Source organism: Novosphingobium sp. CF614 (assembly GCF_900113255.1).
Lineage (GTDB): Bacteria > Pseudomonadota > Alphaproteobacteria > Sphingomonadales > Sphingomonadaceae > Novosphingobium.
The window spans coordinates 128,769-146,084 of sequence record NZ_FOOR01000005.1 but is presented as its reverse complement, the minus strand read 5'-3'; the positions used below and the strand labels follow the sequence as shown (position 1 = coordinate 146,084).

Below are 17,316 nucleotides of genomic sequence, written 5' to 3'. Positions count from 1 at the left end.
TGTACGCGGCAAGGCGGCAAGGCCTCGTCCGCCGGCATTTGCACAATTGAGGGAGAGCAATGAGATGAGACTTGCGATGCTTGGAGCAGGAATTGCCGGCGCAGTCTCGCTCCTTCCACTTCCGGCGTCGGCTCAAGGCCCGGTCGAAGTCGTCATCACGAATGTTCGCGATTCCACTGGCATGCTCTCGGTCATGCTTTGCCTGGAACCGCAATGGCTGAAGATATGTCCGATCAAGGCCAGCGCTCCGGCGCGCGCAGGGACGACGATCGTCGCCTTTGCGGGGGTGCCGCCTGGCCGCTACGGGGCTATCGCGTTCCACGATCGGAACCGGAACGGAAAAGCCGATCGCAACTTCCTGGGGATACCGACGGAGGATATCGGCTTTTCCAACAATGCACTGAAACGTCTCGCACCGCCACGTTTCGCTGACGCCGCGTTCCAACATGCAGCGGAAGAGCAACGCCTGACATTCGCGATGAAGCGGTTCTAGCTCGCGACCCTTTGCTCGCGCAGCGCCGCGACGCGGATGTGATCGCAGCCGAGGATAAGGCCCCGGCGATCCGTCGCATGGGGCCGGCTTTCGCCGATCACGACGTCCGACTTGGCGACAGCTTGAGGAAGACCTCCCTGCCGGCAGGCTTCTGCCTGCCGAGCATGGAAGGGGCCGGCAGGGAGACGCCCGGGACGCGAACGCCGTCCAACCGGCGCACACGGGAAATCCCCCTGGTACTGGCTTATGTCAGTTCACGATTTCCAATGGCCTGTAAGGCTTGTCATGGCGCTGGAAGCCGTCAAATTCACCGACGAGGTAAATGTCTGGCGATGTCCCCGCCATGACTTCGTCCCAGCGCGCCGCGATCTTCTCGATCGTGATTTCAGCCTCGGAAATCCCCGGCGTCTGCGCCATGTAGATACGGCGGACGTGGCCGGCCATCACGTCGAAGCATTCTCCGTTCACCGGGCAGTCCTCATGCGCCAGGAAAGCAACCGCCGGTGAGACGACTTCGGCCGGCATATGGGCCTTGGTCCCCTGAAAAGTCCTGCAGTCTTCTTCCTGCGAACCGATCACCATGCGGGTAAAGGCACCCGGCGCGATGGAATTCACCTTGATGCCGAGACGCTTGCCTTCGGTCGCCATGGCGCGCGTCAGCGAGTACACGCCGCCCTTGCTGGCTGCATAGGCGGCCTGCAACGCAAAGCCGTACATCGATCCGGAGACGATATTGACGACACGTCCGTAGCCCGCCTTCTTCATGTGCGGCCACGCCGCGCGAGACGCCCAGATCGGCCCCATCAGGTTGACGTCCATCGTGCGCTGAACGTCGGCGCTAGTGATCTCGTCGAAGGCGGCGTTGATGCATATGCCGGCGTTGTTGACCAGAATGTCCACGCCGCCGAAGGCGTCGAGAGCGGTCTGGATGATTGCGTTGGCACCCGCTTCCGTCGCCACCGAATTGGCGTCGGCGACCGCCTTGCCGCCCGAGGCGACGATTTCATCCACCACGCTTTGTGCCGTGGCCGGACCCGGCGCGTGCTTGCTGCCGATATCGTTGACCACAACGTTGGCGCCGCGCGCGGCTAGCAACAGGGCGTGCGCGCGGCCCAGGCTGGGATTGCCGCCTGCGCCGGTGACTATCGCGGTCTTGCCGTCAAAGCGCAGTTCATTCATCGTGCATCTCTCCTGTTTTGTTGCTGGCGCTGCTACACTTTCGCTTACCCGGGTCAGGCGGCGAAGTGGAACAGGAAAAGGGACCGTTCGGCGCGATACGGCCACAGTTGGTCACCGAATGAACGTGACCGTGCGAAAAGTTTGCGCCGGTGATGGGCATTCCCCCTCTTTCATCAAGGCGTTGATGAACAGGCGATACACGCGCGGCGGGACAGCGACGAGTTCGTCAAGCGGGGCTTAGGCGTGAAGGGTTTCCCGTGGGACGATCCGCGTGTCTCGTCCTTGCCGGAATCTGGAAGCAACACACTTTAGTCGAAAGCCCGGCAGCCCGAGAGTCTGGGGCTGCCGGGCTGCACATCATTCGCGCCCGCTTGTCATCGCGGTTCTATCGCAACTCCATGGCGCCGATCAGGCGAAAGCCTTGGCGCGCCAGAGGTCTTCCTTCATTGCGCGATCGATTTCGGGGATGCGCGTTTCGCGCTCGGGTTCGCCGAGATACTGCGCGCGGCTGTTGAAGTGGGCGATCAGGTCTTCGGGCAGAGGCGGATGCTCGCCGAAGATCGCGTCCATGGATGGACCGACACGTTGCGCGATCGCATCGAGCTTTGCCTTGTCGAGCTTCAGGAAGCGAATGGCATTGCCGCCCATGATGCCGATGGCCTCCTCCTTGGGAATGTCGTGCAGCGCGTCGCGCAGCCATGGGATCGTGTTCGGCCAGGTGCCTTCGCCGTGCGGATAGTCGCGGCCGAACGCAAGCCGCTCGACGCCCAGATCATGACGCAGGTCGACTTCGCAGCGGCGGATGAACGAGAGGCCGTTCATGCAGTTCGACTTGTAATAGTCGCTCGGCTTGCGCTTGGCGGGCAGGCTGGCGCGGTTCCGCTCGAATTGCTCGTCGAGGTATTTGAACGTCGGGCCGAGCCAGTCGCCGTAGATCTCGCTGAGCATCAGGCGCAGATTCGGGAAACGGTCGAAGACGCCGCCCATCATCATCTGCCACATCGCGCGGCGCGGCTTGATGCTGGAGAAGATCTTGCCCTTGAAGAATTCCTTGGCGAGCTTGTCGACGGCTTTGCCGACATCACCTTCCTCTTCGCCGAGCTGGTCGCCGATGCGCTGGAAGATTGCGCCCAGTTCCCCCTGCCCTTCGCCCTGGCCCGCATGCATCCACAGCGTGATGTCACGCTCCTGGCAGCGCGCCCAGAACGGGTCCCAATACTTGTCGAACAGCGGCGGCTGCCCGGGATAGGCGGTAAAGCCCGGGACCGAAGTGGCCTTGAAGCCGTTATCGGCCAACCAGTCGAGCTCGACGATCATCTCATCGACGTCGCGCCATGGAGCCGAGCCGATGATGCCGATCAGGAACAGACGGTCGGATTCGGAGCCGAATTCGTCAAGCAGCCAGCGGTTGTAGGCCTTTACGCCCGCCTGGCAGAGTTCCATCGTGGTCGTCCAGTTCGAGGACTGGTAGAACAGCCCCGAAGCGCGCGGATCGCCGCTGTAGACGAATTCGCCGGCGATGCCTTCGCGGTCCATTTCCTGGATGCGAGTCTTGCAATCCCAGACGCCCATCACGCCGCCGTTGCGCAGTGCGTGGTCGTGATCGTAGATGTCATAGAGGTCGGAATTATGCAGGCGCTGCAGGAAGTGTCCGCTGATCTTTGTGTAGCTCGCATTCTCCTTGATTAGCGCAGGCAGATGATCGTGATAGCGCTTGTCGAGAAACTTCGGCCAGGCCTCAGGCGGCATCTGCGCATGGCCATCGACCGAGACGATTGTGAGCTTTTCCATGTCCATCTCCGTTGCAATCCGTTCCTCGGAGGTTTCGTGATCCTCTCCGATGTGGGATCAATCTAGTACAAGTGTACATCGATGTACACTTCTGTTGTGCGATCGTTGGGCCAACAGCGATCGGACATCCCGTCGCGTTCAATCACACGTGCCTTCCACGCCCCCACGCCGCTTTTCGTTCCTTAATAACATCAAAACGCCTCGCGAAAACCCGGGACGCTTCGTGCCATCGCCAAAACGCCATGGACATCCGCGTCACTAAGTGTACATTGGTGTACGGTTATGGCGGCAAGATGGATTCGCCCCCGACGCCCGCATGACTGGCACAACCGCGCCCGAAGTTCACATGCACACACAACTAAGACGAGGATAGAAAGAAGATGGAAAGGCTCACGATCGTTTCGATGGACGGGCACGCTCAAATGCCGCCGGAAGCCTGGCCGAAGTACCTGGACAAGCGCTATCATGATTTCCTGCCTACTTTGAACCAGGAAAACAGTGACTTCATCGGTGTCAGCAGCCACTTCTTCAAGCGGATGCACAATGCCGATCTCTACGACGTCTACGATCACGATGGCGCGGTACGCGATGGCTACGGATTCGGCGTCTGGGATCACAAGATCCGCATGCAGGAAATGGACCGCGAAGGCATCGCCGCCGAGTTCATCCACAGCGGTGATCCGCGTGCGACCGGGCTGTTCTACCAGTCCTCGAATCGCGATCACGCCATGAACCGCTGCAATGCCGGCGTGAAGGCCTACAACCGCTGGCTGCACGACACCTTCGGCTCCGAGCCCGATCGGCTCTATCTGATCGGTATCCTCGGCTCGGCGCCGTGGCGCGATGTCGATGAGCTCATCGAGGAACTCGACTGGATCGCCGATCGCGGCTTCAAGGCAACCACGCTGCCCGGCTTTACCACCTATCCCGGCCAGCCGCCCCTGTTCGACAAGTATTGGGATCCGTTCTGGGCCCGCTGCGAGGAGCGCGGCATACTCCTGTGGATGCATGCCGGCCAGGGCGAACGCCAGGGCGAACTGGGCGCGATGTTTCACCGCATTGGCCAGACCATCCGCGAGGAACAATCCGATGTCCCGAGCGCGATCGAAAAGCTTTCCAAGCAGTTCTTCGAAGGCAAGGTCTTCGCAAGCGTCAAGCCGCGCCGCGCGATGTGGCAATTGATGATGGGTGGTGTGTTCGATCGCTATCCCCGCCTCAAGCTCGTCCTCAGCGAAATCTACGGCGACTGGATGGGGCGCGTGTTCAACTACCTGGACGAGCAGTTCGAGGCGCATCGCGACGCCCTGCCGGCCAAGCGCAAGCCGAGCGAGTATTGGACGACCAACTGCTTCAACGGCCTCTCGTTCATCCGTAAATGCGAGGTTGAGATGCGCCATGACCTCGACGTCAGCCGGCTTGGCTTCGGACGCGACTATCCGCACGGCGAGGGCACCTGGCCCAACACGATCGAGTGGCTGCGCGACGCGCTTGGCAATATCCCCAAGGATGAGGCAATCGGCATCATGGGCCAGAACGCGATCAATGCGCTCGGTCTCGACAAGTCGAAGCTAGACTCGATCGCGGCCCGGATCGGCGTGCCGATGGAGGCGATATTCGGCAAGCATGAGCCGCTCAGCAAAGAACTGATCGCCCACTTCCATACGCGCGGCCAATATCTGGCCGAACCAGAGGGCGAGGAACGCATGCCGGAGATCGACGGCATGCTGCAGGAAGACCTGTGGCGGGCAAAGGTCTGCGCCTGACAGAATAGCGGACAAGACCGGCCTGGCGGCGGCACGCGATCGCCGCCGCCAGGCCGGTAACGTCAAGTCAGCATTACCCGAGCGTGGACTCGATAGTACATCTCGGCATCGATGTTTTCATCTCCCTTCGTCGGCCGCGTTCAGGCGTTTTGGGTGAATTAAAGCGGTTAACAATAACGAAAGTAAGGAGAACAAGGGTTCCGATCAATGAGTTTTCATGCAACTTAAAATTCATATTCATATTAAAAATTTATCACAATTTACGCGTATTGTAGTTTTCACTTTCAGTAGATCAAGTGGATAGTTATAGTCCACAATGTATGGAAACGATCCAGATCGTCATACTGGACCCTTGGGAGAGAGAGCATGCTATATTCGGGCAAGGTTGTCTTGGGAACGGCGGTAGCGGTCGTAGCCGTATCGCGAGTGGCTCTAATCGCGGTCCCGCCGAGTGACGGCGGCCTCGGCGATACCAGCGTAGCCCTCGTCGACAATCGTGCTACTCGAGGTATTTCAGCGCCAACCGTGCAAGCCGCATCAGCTACGTCCTCTTCTGCCTTGGTCGAAGAGGACGTGATCCCGCGCGCGAACTGCGGTCCCGGCTCGCTGCCGGAAACAGGATTGCAGGGTCAGGTGCCGCTGGCCGACAGAAACAGCGGTCGCAGCAAGCTCGGCTACCGCTGCAACCTGGAGTTGGTAGGGCGATATCAGGGCGAAGGCGCATCGTGGGTGAACCCCTTCTACCGCAATTGCGCCTATATGGCGACGACGCTGACCGGTCTGCTGAAACGCTCGCCCGGCGTCCAGGTGGTGGACCTGGCCGACCCGGCGCGGCCGCGGTTCGCCGGGCGTCTGACCACCGCATCGATGCTCAGCCCCTGGGAAAGCTTGAAAGTCAACGAGAGACGGGGGCTGCTCGGCGGGGTGTCCGGCGGGGCAGCGGTCAGCGGCGCATTCTTCGAGGTCTATGACCTTAACAATGCCTGCGCATCGCCTGAACTTCAGAATGGCATCGGCAATCTCAGCATCCCGGCAAACGTCCTTGGCCACGAAGGCGGCTGGTCGCCCGATGGCATGACCTATTGGGCCGCCGGCCTTGCGCTCGGGATCCTGACTGCGATCGACGTATCGAATCCCAAGCTCCCTCACATCGTCTTCGTAGGCAGTACCGGCACCTTCAACCACGGCTTTTCGTTCAGCAAAGATGGAAACAGGCTATACATTGCAAGGTTGAGCCCGGCGGGAGTTAGTATTTTCGATGTCAGCGACATTCAACGGCGGGCGCCGGTGCCAACCATTCGTGAGCTTGGCTCGGTCGCGTGGAACACGACTGGCACTGGCCAGATGACCATTCCCGTGACGTGGAACGAGCACCCCTATCTGATCGTTCCGGACGAGTTTGGCACGGTACGGATCATCGACATTTCAGATGAATCCAATCCGGTTATCGTGCGAAACCTGCAGCTCGAGATCCAATTGCCCGCGAACAGCACGGCAGCAAGCAGCGATACCAAGGGGACCGGCCTGTTCGCGGGATATTACAGCCATTACTGCACCGTGGACCGCCAGGATGATCCGACCGCGATCGCCTGCGGGTATTTCAATTCCGGCATCCGCGTGTTCGGGACCACCGGGCCGAACGATGTTCGCGAGATCGCCTATTACAATCCGCCGGCGCAGACTGGCAAAAATGTACTTCTGCAGGGCTCGGAGCATGCCAACGGCTTGTTCGGCTCGAGCGAGTACACGGCGAAACTTACGGCGGACTGGTGCACTTCGCCGCCACGCTTCGTGGGCAGCGATCAGCTTTGGGCAACCTGCCAGGACAATGGCGTCCAAGTGCTGCGATTCACCAATGGCGTGTACCAGAAGCCATCGAACACCGGTGATCCGGCGACTCAATCCCGGGATTCGGACGATTGAAAAGCTTGGTCATGCCCCCGCTCGCGGCTGATCGCGTTCGACAAAGCCGTTCCGTCACCCTGGGCTTTTCCATCGTCCTGGGCATTTTACTCGGCGTGGCGATTGTTTGGGCCGGGACGATGTGGTGGCGCTCGGATCGGCCCGCTCAAGCCCGGGAGGTCGCCGGAGGAACGGTCGATGTCGGCTTCTTGCAGCACATGGCCCAGCATCATGACCAGGCTGTCGTGATGGCAGGCATCGTGGCGGGGCGCGCATCGCCCCAGATTACCGCGCTGGCCACCCAGATCACGCACAACCAGTTGCTTGAAGTCGGTGAAATGCGCGGCTGGCTCAAGATGTGGCAGCGCCCGCTGTTGCCGCAAACCTCATCAATGGCATGGATGAACACCGGACAGGGGCAATCATGGACCCCGGATCAGGCCTATGCCCGGCTATGCTCCGGGTCCGGTGGAATGCCTGGAATGGCCACTTCGGCGGAACTGAATCGGTTGCGCGCTGCCAGCGGAAAATCGCTGGATATCCTGTTTCTGCAGTTGATGCTTCGTCACCATCTAAGCGCCATATCGATGGCCCGCTTCGCCGACCGCAATGCCGAGACGCCGATGATCGCCAGCGCCGCAACGCTCATGGCGCGAGAGCAGAGCGAGGAAGCCGCAACAATACGAACGCTGCTTCGGCAAGCCGACGCCGAGCCGCTGCCGTTTCCCGAAATCGAGATCGAAGTGACTCGACCGCCTCGGTGATCGCAATCGCGTTCTGTGCCGGCCCGATCGGATCAACCGCCGGAATGGACTTGTAATACCACGTCTCTTGGACGGAGACTCATTTTCCCTTTTCGTCGCCCGCGAGGCGGCGAAGGGGGAGATGAGTTCCCTCAAAAAGAGACTTGGTATAACGGGTTCCCCATGCATCTCGACATGGACGCATGGCAGCCCTTCGTAATCGATCCCGAACGGCTATCCGCGCGCGGCCATCAGACCACGAGTCCCGCGCTGGTGTGCAGCACCTGGCCCGTCATCTGGCGGCTGTCGGGCAGGCACAGGAAGCGGATGACCGCGGCGACATCCTCGGCCTCGGAGACCGTTTGCGTCAGATTGGCGAGCGGGCCGTTCTTGACCATCTCCTCCAGATACTGGTCGACATCGGCGAGCATGGACGTGCGCGTCGCTCCTGGTGCGACGGCATTGACGTTCACGCCGTGCGGGCCCAGGTCCGCCGCCGCCGTGCGGGTGAGTGCGTTGAGGCCCGCCTTGGATGCCGCATAGATGGGCGGCGAGCCGGTCGCCCGGAAGGCGGCGCTGGAACTCACGTTGACGATGCGGCCTCCGCCCCCGCGCGCAACCATATGCCTGCCGACTTCACGGGTGAGGATGAACGGCGCGCGAAGATTTATGCCCAGGACGGCATCCAGCTGCGCGTCGGTGAAATCTGTCGTGCTTTGCGGTTCGGTGAAGCTGATACCCGTGATACCCGCACAGTTGACGAGTATGTCGATGCGGCCGAACGCGGCCAGCACCGAACCGACCAGCCCCGGCAGACTCCCGCCATCGCCAAGATCGGCTTCGAAAGTCCTGGCGTTTGGTCCGATGTCGCCCGCCACGGCCGCGAGCCCCGCCGCATCCCGGTCGACAAGGGCGATGCGCGCGCCGGCCGCGGCCAGCATGAGCGCAGTGGCCCGGCCTATTCCCGATGCGCTTCCCGTCACCAGCGCGACCTGACCCGACAAAGCTGTGTCCATTCCGCGTCCTCTCATTTTGGGCGATCAGGCCGGTGTTGTTTCCGGCCGTCGTTATTCCGGCGAACGCTATCAGCGTGCTTCCGCAAAGCAAGCCGTGTATGTTCTCGGAGGGGCCATCATCCGGCGCGTCAAGGCATTTGGGGCCGGACACTTCGCAGCCGTTCCACCGCGGGCCCGAACACCCCTTCCAGTCGCGCTACAGGATCGTCACCCAGGCCCGACGCCACGACCGTCGACACCCCCACCGCCGCATAGGCCTCCGCCCCGCGCACCATGTCGTCCACCGTCCAGTCCGGAGCGACATTGAGGATGGCGGTGATCTCGATCTCGCGGATATCGCGTCCCACGGCGTCGCAATGTTCGCGCAACACGTCCAACTTGTGCCCTACGCCCTCTGGCGGGACGTAGAAGTTGCACGCATCCCCATATTGCGCGACCAGCCGCAGCGTCTTCTTCTCCCCGCCGCCGCCGATCAGGATCGACGGGTGCGGCGAGGAGACCGGCGGCGGGGAACAGAGCGTTTCGGCAAGCTGGTAATATGCGCCCTCGAACGGACCATCGTCGTCGCTCCACATCTGGAGGCAGATGCGGATGGTCTCCTCCAGCCGCTCGAACCGTTCGGCGATCGGTGGAAACGGCACCCCCAGTCCCACATGCTCACGCTCGTACCACGCGGCCCCGATGCCGAGCTCGGCCCGGCCACCCGACAGCACGTCGAGGGTAGTGACGATCTTCGCGAGGAGACCGGGGTGGCGATAGGTGGCGCCCGTCACCAGCGCGCGCAGGCGCAGTCTCTGCGTGACACCGGCCACGAAGCCGAGCGCGGTATAGACTTCGAGCATCGGATCCTCGGCCGGCGCCACGTTCTCCATCTGGAAATAATGATCCATGAAGGACAATGTCCTGACGCCGGCACTCTCCGCCGCGCGGGCAAGGCGCATAATGCCGGGGCCGATGGCGGACGGGGTGCCCGCCCAGTCGAAACGGGAGACGTGAAGGTCGAGGTGCATGGGGCGGGGCCTCCCTGATCGTGACGGGCTGATTATGGCACAGATGGGGGCCTCTTTCTTGGTTGAGATGTTGAACGCCCTTGCCGCTGCGATGGATCGCACCATCCCCGGCGGCTTGCGCACCTGCCCTTCGCCGATCGGTCCGCCGGCCGCCGACGCCTGTCAGGTCCCCGATCACCCGGTGCGATGGCAATCGCACTCGTAGTAGGCGCTGACCCCCGTCTTCATCTCCGCGATCGCGGCTTCGTCGGGCGGAGAGTTCAGATAGGCATGCCGTGCTTCCCGGGTCAACCTGGCTTCCAGTTCCGCAAGATCGATACCCACGCACCGCCCGGAGCTTGCGACGACACGCCCCTGCACCCAGACCGCGCGTATGTGCCGCGATTGTGCGCGGCCGAGCAGAAGGCGGATGACATCGACATTCGGCGCCACGCAGTCCGCCGTCAGCGCCGCGAAATCGAGAACGAGCAGGTCGGCCGCCGCCCCGATTTCGATCCGCCCGCCCGCGCCGCTTCCAAGAATGGATCGATGCCCGGCATCGAGCGCCCCCCGCAGCACGGCGCGAGGGTCTAGCCCCTCACCCGGCCCCCCGCCCGGCCCCCCGCCCGGCCGGGACTCCCGCGCACCGAAGTGCCATGCCAGCCGCAGTTCGCGCAGCATGTCCTCGTCGTCGTCCAACGCCATGCCGTCGAGGCCGAAGGCGACCGGCACGCCCGCTTCGAGCAATTCCGCGATCCGCGGCACGCCGGAACGCAGCCGGAGATTGGAGGACACGTTGACCGACACCGTGACCCCCCGGCGCGCCAGCAGCGCGATGTCCTCCTCGTCCAGCCACACGGCGTGCGCCACGGTCAGCCGGTCGCTCAGCAGGCCCAGCGAGTCCAGCCAGCGGACCAGGCCCCGCGGATGGTGTTCCCAAGCCCATTCGCGCTGCGGCTCGGTTTCCAGGAGGTGCATGTGGATACGCCGTCCGTCGGCGGCGGAGGCGCGGGAGATCGCGGCAAGGGTTTCCGGCCGGGCCCACTGCGGCGCGACGGGGTGATACTGCAGCGTGAAGTGATCGTGCTCGAACGCCTTGGCCCTTTCGAACAGCGCGAAGTTGGTGGCGCAGTCCCGCATTCCATCCGCCGCCTTGAGAATATCCGGGCGCCGCGCCTCCGGGAGGAACGAGGCCAGGGGCGCAAGGTCTCCGTAGACCAGCGGGTTGCGATCGAAGAACGGCCAGCCGAAAGCCACCCGGACACCGACGTCGCGCGCGGCGCGCGACACGGCTTCCGCTTCGGCGAGGAGGGCCCGGCTGTCCTGCGTGTTGTGGCAATGGTTCACCGCGGCGACGCCGCTGCATGCCAGACGCCCCAGGGCGACCGCCGCGTTCAGCCAGGGATCCACCCTGGGCTGGCGGCGCAAGTCCGGCAGCCACGTCTCCAGCGACTGGTCGGCGGCGCCGAAAGCCAGCGTGCGCAGGCCGCGCCCGTGATCGTGCGCGTTCGCCAGCGCGGGCATGACGAGCGCGCCGGCTTCCTCGCGCGTCAGGCCTTCTTCGGATATGGCGGCGAGCGAGGCGATGCGCCCCTCGGCATCGATCGCGATCTCGGTGGGTCCCAGAACCATGCCTTCGGCATCGACCAGTACGCGCCCGGCCCGAAGCTTTCGCAACACCCTGTCTGTCATCGCGCGCAATCATCCCCGACAAAGCGAGAGGCAAACCGCGTATCCCGCAGCGGACGACCTTAGGCGCCGATCGCCCGCGCGGGCGATGCAAAAAAGCGAGCGCGCCAAGCCGCGCGCGACAACGCCCGCTACGGCGCCCGATACGGTGCCCGATACGGCGGCCCACATTTAGCAACGCACAGGTTCGGTTCTTGCAATGGTATGCGGCGTAAATTTTTGCCTTGATATGACAGCGCCCGAAGGAACCGGGCAAAGGCAAGTCGGAGACCGTGAATGCAGACAGTCCGGCGAATGACAACGGAGGACCACGTGAGGACAGACAAGACGGAACGTGGCGCACGAGAGGGTGCTCGAAACCATCGAGCAGAAAAGGGGTTTGGCGTCATGTCTCTCATCACCAATTTCAACGAGCCCGGACTCTACGGCCGGCGCTTGCGCAGGGCACTGGCCGCCTCGTGCGCCGTGGCCGCGCTGGCCGGCGGTTTCGCGACCGCGCACGCGGCAGACGCGGAGGATCGCGCTCCGGCAACCGGCGACAGCGCGGATGCGAACGTCATCACGGTGACGGCGCTGCGCCGCGAACAGAGCATCAACGAGGTGCCGGTTTCGATCACCAGCTACGACAAGCATCTCATGGACCAGCAGGGCATCCGCGGCATCGACGATCTGTCGCGCCTCACGCCGGCCCTCAACTTCGCCCCCTCGGCCGGCGTCACGGCCAACAACGGCAGCAACATCTCGATTCGCGGCCTGGCGTCGGACGTCGGCTCGGCCACGACCGCGATCTACATCGACGATACCGCGATCCAGATCCGCAACGTCGGCTACTATGGCGGCAACCCCTATCCAAAGGTCTTCGATCTCGACCGGGTGGAAGTGCTCTACGGTCCTCAGGGGACGCTGTTCGGTGCGAGCGCCGAAGGCGGCGCCGTGCGCTTCATCACGCCGGGGCCGGACTACGACGCGCTGCACCTCTACAGCCGTTCGCAGGTTTCGTTCACCGAAGAAGGCTCTCCCAGCTACGAGGCCGGGCTGGCCCTGGGGGCGCCGATCACCGACAACCTCGCCTTCAGGATGAGCGGCTGGTATCAGCACACCGGCGGCTATATCGACCAGGTCACGCAAGGGACCGACGTGGTCAAGGCCAAGGACGTGAACTCGGGCAACTCGGCGGTGCTTCGCGCCGTGCTGGGCTGGAAGGCCACCGACACGCTCACCGTCACGCCCAGCTTCTATTACCAGCGCGTGCACGGCAAGGCTCGCGATGACTACTGGGAAGGCTACGGGCTGGCCAAGGACAACGATTACCACACCGGCGTCTATTCGCTGGAGCCGAGCACCGACACGTTCTACCTGCCCGCGCTCAAGGTGGAATGGAAAGTCGCGTCCAACATCGACCTCATCACCAACACCTCCTACTTCGACCGCAAGCAGGAGCAGACGCTCAACTACGCGACGTACTTCTCTGTCCTGCGTTCCGGCAGTCCGTTCGGGACTTTTTCGAACAAGGACATCACCAACATGGACGATTACCTGACGGTGAAGCAGAAGAACTTCGTCCAGGAAGCGCGGCTCCAGTCCTACGGCAACAAGCTGATCGACTGGACCGTGGGTGCCTATTACGCGAACACCGAGCAGGATTTCAGCAACTACACCAGTTCCGGCCGCATCCCCGGAACGCTCATCAACGGCTACCAGCAGTATGACGGCCGGTACAGCTACGTGAACCTCGTCAACGCCAAGGACAAGCAGATCGCCGGCTATGCCAGCATCGACGCGAAGCCCACCGAAGCGCTGACGCTGACCGCGGCGATCCGCTACAGCCACGTCGACTTCGACTTCACCAACGTCGCCGACGGCACGACCACCCGCAACGTCCGCACCGTCACCACCGCCAGCATGAAGGAAGCCGCCTGGACGCCCAAGTTCGGCATCTCTTACAAGATTTCGCCGAACAACATGGTCTATGCCTCCGCCACCAAGGGGTTCCGCCCCGGCGGCGCGCAAGCGAAGATCCTCAGCGACCTGTGCACCGGAGACCTGAACACCCTGGGCCTGACCGAAAGCCCCACGGCTTACGGATCCGACTCGCTGTGGTCATACGAAGCGGGCACCAAGAACTCGCTGTTCGGCGGCGCGGTCCAGCTCGGCGCCAGCGCCTACCTGATGAAGTGGAAAAACATCCAGCAGTCGGTGCGTCTGCCGACCTGCTCGTTCTCGTTCATCTACAACCTTGGCGACGCGACCGGCAAGGGCGGCGAACTGTCGATCGACGTGCGCCCGGTAGAAGGCCTGAACCTGGGCGGCAACCTCGCCTACGTGCACCTGACCTATGACGACAACGTCTATGGCGGCAATGGCCTGATGCTGAAGGCCGACGGCCAGCACATCGGCGGTCCTTCGTGGACCGGACACTTGTTCGGTTCTTACGAGCGCGAAGTGGGCGACGGCGTGGACGCCTACCTGCGCGGCGATTTCTCCTTCGCCAGCCACACTTACCAGACGGCGGTTTCGGGCGCCTATGGCTACGATTCCGGGTTGACCGAGTTGCCGGGCCGGAACTTCGTCTCGGCCCGCATGGGCGCGCGGTTCAGCGGTGTCGATCTCTCGGTCTTCGTCGACAACCTGCTCAATTCGAACGACGTGCTGGCGCGCAACCATGACTCGATCGGTTCGACGCTCTACTACGACCAGACCTACCGTCCGCGAACCGTCGGGCTGACATTGCAGTACCGGTATTAATATGGCCTCCCCTCCCTTCGTCGTTGCGAGACGGCGAAGGGAGGGACCGTTCGAGTGCCCGTTCGAGTATCTCGTCTCTCCGAAATGGAACGCGATCAAACCCCTGCCCTTCAAGGCAGGGGCTTGATCGCGTTATGCGGGTCCTCTTCCCAAGGTCGTCCATGCCGGACTTGCATCGGTGGAGAGACCACACATCCCGGCGCCCTCCCCTCAGGAGAAGCCGCGATCAACGCATGCCGGCATAAGGCACCTCAATCGGCCCCGTCGCGCTTTTTCTGGATCGGGCCGGGGGGTGCGATCGAGGCGCAGTCGGACGGCTGGGGCTTTCCTTCCAGCAGCGCCTTGGCGAAAGGGATCGAATCGCGCGCGGAAACGTTCACCGCGCTGCCGTGGTCCTCACCCGGATACGTGTGCCACTGAAGATTGGTGCCGGCCGCGCACATTGCGCGCACCGCGTTGTATTGCCCCTGCGTGCCCGCCATGTCGTCGGCCAGGCCGGTGCCGACGAAGATCGGGCCCGGCATGCGGCCGTCCGGGAAATCGAAGTTGGCATCCATGGTGCCGTCGATCGGGCCGAGGTTCTCGACGAAGATCTGCTGCCCGGTCAGGCCTTGCTTGTCGGCCTGGGACAACAGGTCGTGCAGGCACGCCTTGCGCGCGGTGCGCAGCAGGGCGTAGCCGGCCGGCTTCACGAAGTTCGCCGGATCCAGGTCGGGGTGCAGCGCGCGGTCGATGCCGGCGATGCGCAGCATCGCGAAGCCCGGGTTCATGAAGTGCGGGTCGGTCAGCGTGTTCGACTTGGCCACGTAGTCCCGCCCATGCGGGGTGTCGAAGGTCATGACGAGCCCGGTCGCGACGGTGCCCAGGACCTTGAGCCGCGGCGCGTAGTCCTTCGCCAGATATGTCGCGCCCAGCGCGGCGCCCGATCCTTGCGACTGCCCGACGATCACCACCCGGTTCGACAGCCGGCCGCGATAGGCGCCCAGCGCCGCCCCGACCCCGTCCAGTACCGAGCGGCCTTCCGAGCGCCAGATCAGATAAGGATGCACGCCCTTGGTCCCGAGCCCTTCGTAGTCGGTCGCGACCACGGCGAAGCCGGCCTCGAGCCATTTTTGCAGATAGTCCTTGTCACGCGCGGAAGTGCCGGTCCACGAAGGCGCGCAGACATCCGCGAAGCCGGTCGTGCCATGGGCCCAGGCGACGATGGGCCAGCCGCCCTTCGGCGGCTTTCCTTTCGGCAAGAACACCATGCCCGAAACCGCGATGGCGCCCTGCCCGACGCCGCTGGTCGAGCTGTACAGCACGCGCAGCGCCTTGCCCGCGTCGGGCTGGGTGCGATCGGCCGGAAGCCTTTCCTGCCGCAGCATGCGGCCCGGCCCCGGCAGCGGCCCGTTCCAGGCATAGAAGTCGGATACACCGCCGTCGCCATCGATGTCGCCAAGGTCGGCGGACGGGGCCGGGGGCGCGGCGGCCTGGAGAGTGCTGACGGCCACGAACGGCAGGGCGGCCAACAGCGCCACGCGGGAAAAGCGGTTCTTCATGTGCGGATCAATCGCTCCTGTCCACCTTTGGGTCCATCCCGGGGTTCTAGCCCGATTTCCAGCGCGCCGTGCGCGCCGTTCCGGCATCGCCGCATTGCCCCGACGGCAACGCCCCGATGCGCGCTCCTGTCCAGAAAAGTGAACGCCTCGGTGCGGATTGCGAACCCCGCTTGCCGCCCCCTGCCCGCTGCCTATCCTGGGCGACGATCCCGCCAACCAAGCCCACCAACCAAGGAAGTGCCCCGCAGATGACCCAGACGCGGACACAAGCAAGCTCGCAAGGAAGCTGGAGCACCATCGCCCTCGTCTATGCGATCGGGCTGAACAGCATGGCGCTGGTCGGCATCCTCTCGCCGCTGGCGCTGCGAATCACGCAGGCGATGCAGGCGCCCGCCGCCGCGATCGGGCTGACGATCGCGCTGTTCTCGCTGCCGGCGGCGATCGTCGCCACCGTGGGCGGCGGGATCGTCGACCGTCTCGGGCCCCGCCTGGTCCTGCTGTTGACCTGCCCGGTCTTCGTGCTGGCCGACCTGGTCCTGTGGCTTGCCCGCGACATCTGGGTGTTCAACCTTGGCGTGCTGCTCGCGGGGATTGGCTATCTCGGCATTCTCAACGGCGGTGCGGCGATGCTGATCGGCGCGCTTGACGGCTCCAGGCGGACGCGGGCGCTGACGCTGTGGTCGACATATGCACCGACCGGCTTCGCCCTGGGCCTGCTGATGGCCGCGCCGTTCACCGCGAGCACGTCCTGGCGCTGGGCGCTCGCCCTGCACGGCGCACTGATGGCGCTGTGCGCGGCGGCCTCGATAGCGCTGCCGCATGTCCCGGTGCTGCGCAGCCATGGCCGTACCACGCGTGCGAAGCTGGCCGCGCTGTTCGCGGGATTGCGCCATCCGCCGATCCTGATGCTCGGCTTCGCGATGGCGATGCCGGCGATGATCTCCTACGGCACCAGCCTTGCCGCGCCGACGTATCTCGCCAGAGTTCACGGCGTCTCGCTCGCCGCTTCGGCCAGCATCGTCGCGGTGGCCAAGATCGTCGCCGTGCTGCTGGGCGGCACGCTGACCGGGGCGCTGCTCGCCCGCGACTTTCCGCCAAGGCGCCTGCTGGCGATCGTCGTCTGCATCGGCATCGTCGCCCAACTCGTGCTGTTCGCGCCGACGAGCCCGATGATCCTCGCCGTCGCCGGCCTGATGGCCTGGCTGTTCACCTACGGCGCCGCGACGGGCGTGTGCATGGCGACGATGCCGGCCCTCTCCACCCGCACGCTGGGCGGCGGCAGCGTGGCCGGGTTGGTGAACCAGTTCGTCTCGATAGCCTCGTTCCTGACGCCGACGGTCTATTTCGCCCTGACCCACTGGATCGCCTACGTCGCCATCGCCGTGGCCGGCCTGCTGATCTGCCTGGCGGCGCTGCCGAGGCTGTCCGCCGGCGAAGCCGCCACGCGCCCGGTCGCGGCCTGAGC

Annotated in this window: 12 protein-coding genes; 6 read left to right on the top strand and 6 right to left on the bottom strand. The window is 63.9% G+C overall.

What is annotated here, in order from left to right; genetic code table 11:
- Positions 1-64 precede the first annotated feature (64 nt).
- Entirely contained in the window at positions 65-493 is a 429-nt protein-coding gene (locus BM052_RS08095) for a DUF2141 domain-containing protein (protein WP_255406029.1), read from the top strand.
- Positions 494-742: 249 nt separating this feature from the next.
- Here BM052_RS08095 and BM052_RS08090 read toward each other — a convergent pair whose 3' ends face one another.
- Together BM052_RS08090 and BM052_RS08085 are read right to left on the bottom strand one after the other, a co-directional pair.
- Positions 743-1,672, bottom strand: coding sequence for an SDR family NAD(P)-dependent oxidoreductase (locus BM052_RS08090; protein WP_091145333.1), 930 nt, complete (start codon positions 1,670-1,672; stop codon positions 743-745).
- Between the two features lie 408 nt (positions 1,673-2,080).
- On the bottom strand, positions 2,081-3,463 hold the full coding sequence (locus tag BM052_RS08085; protein ID WP_177198382.1) for an amidohydrolase family protein: 1,383 nt from the start codon (positions 3,461-3,463) through the stop codon (positions 2,081-2,083).
- Between the two features lie 380 nt (positions 3,464-3,843).
- Between BM052_RS08085 and BM052_RS08080 the strand changes: the two genes are divergently transcribed.
- The 3 genes from BM052_RS08080 (at position 3,844) to BM052_RS08070 (ending at position 7,892) form a co-directional block, all read left to right on the top strand.
- Positions 3,844-5,226, top strand: coding sequence for an amidohydrolase family protein (locus BM052_RS08080; RefSeq protein ID WP_091145329.1), 1,383 nt, complete (start codon positions 3,844-3,846; stop codon positions 5,224-5,226).
- 573 nt (positions 5,227-5,799) lie between these two features.
- Positions 5,800-7,149, top strand: a complete 1,350-nt coding sequence (locus BM052_RS08075) for an LVIVD repeat-containing protein (protein WP_218151531.1) — start codon at positions 5,800-5,802, stop codon at positions 7,147-7,149.
- Positions 7,146-7,892 carry a DUF305 domain-containing protein gene (locus BM052_RS08070; RefSeq protein ID WP_143084777.1) on the top strand — a complete coding sequence of 249 codons (747 nt, stop codon included), beginning with the start codon at positions 7,146-7,148 and terminating at the stop codon, positions 7,890-7,892. Before BM052_RS08075 ends, BM052_RS08070 begins: the two co-directional genes overlap by 4 nt.
- 230 nt (positions 7,893-8,122) lie before the next feature.
- Here BM052_RS08070 and BM052_RS08065 read toward each other — a convergent pair whose 3' ends face one another.
- From BM052_RS08065 to BM052_RS08055, 3 genes are all read right to left on the bottom strand, one after another.
- Positions 8,123-8,887 (bottom strand): SDR family NAD(P)-dependent oxidoreductase, encoded by a 765-nt coding sequence (locus BM052_RS08065; protein ID WP_177198381.1) that lies wholly within the window; start codon positions 8,885-8,887, stop codon positions 8,123-8,125.
- Positions 8,888-9,015: 128 nt separating this feature from the next.
- On the bottom strand, positions 9,016-9,897 hold the full coding sequence (locus BM052_RS08060) for an LLM class F420-dependent oxidoreductase (RefSeq protein WP_091145320.1): 882 nt from the start codon (positions 9,895-9,897) through the stop codon (positions 9,016-9,018).
- 174 nt (positions 9,898-10,071) lie between these two features.
- Complete coding sequence (locus BM052_RS08055) at positions 10,072-11,568, bottom strand: amidohydrolase family protein (RefSeq protein ID WP_091145317.1); 1,497 nt, start codon at positions 11,566-11,568, stop codon at positions 10,072-10,074.
- Between the two features lie 384 nt (positions 11,569-11,952).
- Here BM052_RS08055 and BM052_RS08050 point away from each other — a divergent pair, with 384 nt between their 5' ends.
- Positions 11,953-14,310, top strand: a complete 2,358-nt coding sequence (locus tag BM052_RS08050) for a TonB-dependent receptor (RefSeq protein ID WP_255406028.1) — start codon at positions 11,953-11,955, stop codon at positions 14,308-14,310.
- A 251-nt stretch (positions 14,311-14,561) separates the two neighbouring features.
- Here the strand turns inward: BM052_RS08050 and BM052_RS08045 are convergent, their stop codons facing one another.
- Entirely contained in the window at positions 14,562-15,851 is a 1,290-nt protein-coding gene (locus BM052_RS08045) for a lipase family protein (RefSeq protein ID WP_091145313.1), read from the bottom strand.
- A 248-nt stretch (positions 15,852-16,099) separates the two neighbouring features.
- Here BM052_RS08045 and BM052_RS08040 point away from each other — a divergent pair, with 248 nt between their 5' ends.
- The gene (locus BM052_RS08040) at positions 16,100-17,314 is read left to right on the top strand and encodes an MFS transporter (protein ID WP_177198380.1); all 1,215 of its coding nucleotides are present in this window, start codon (positions 16,100-16,102) and stop codon (positions 17,312-17,314) included.
- Positions 17,315-17,316 lie beyond the last annotated feature (2 nt).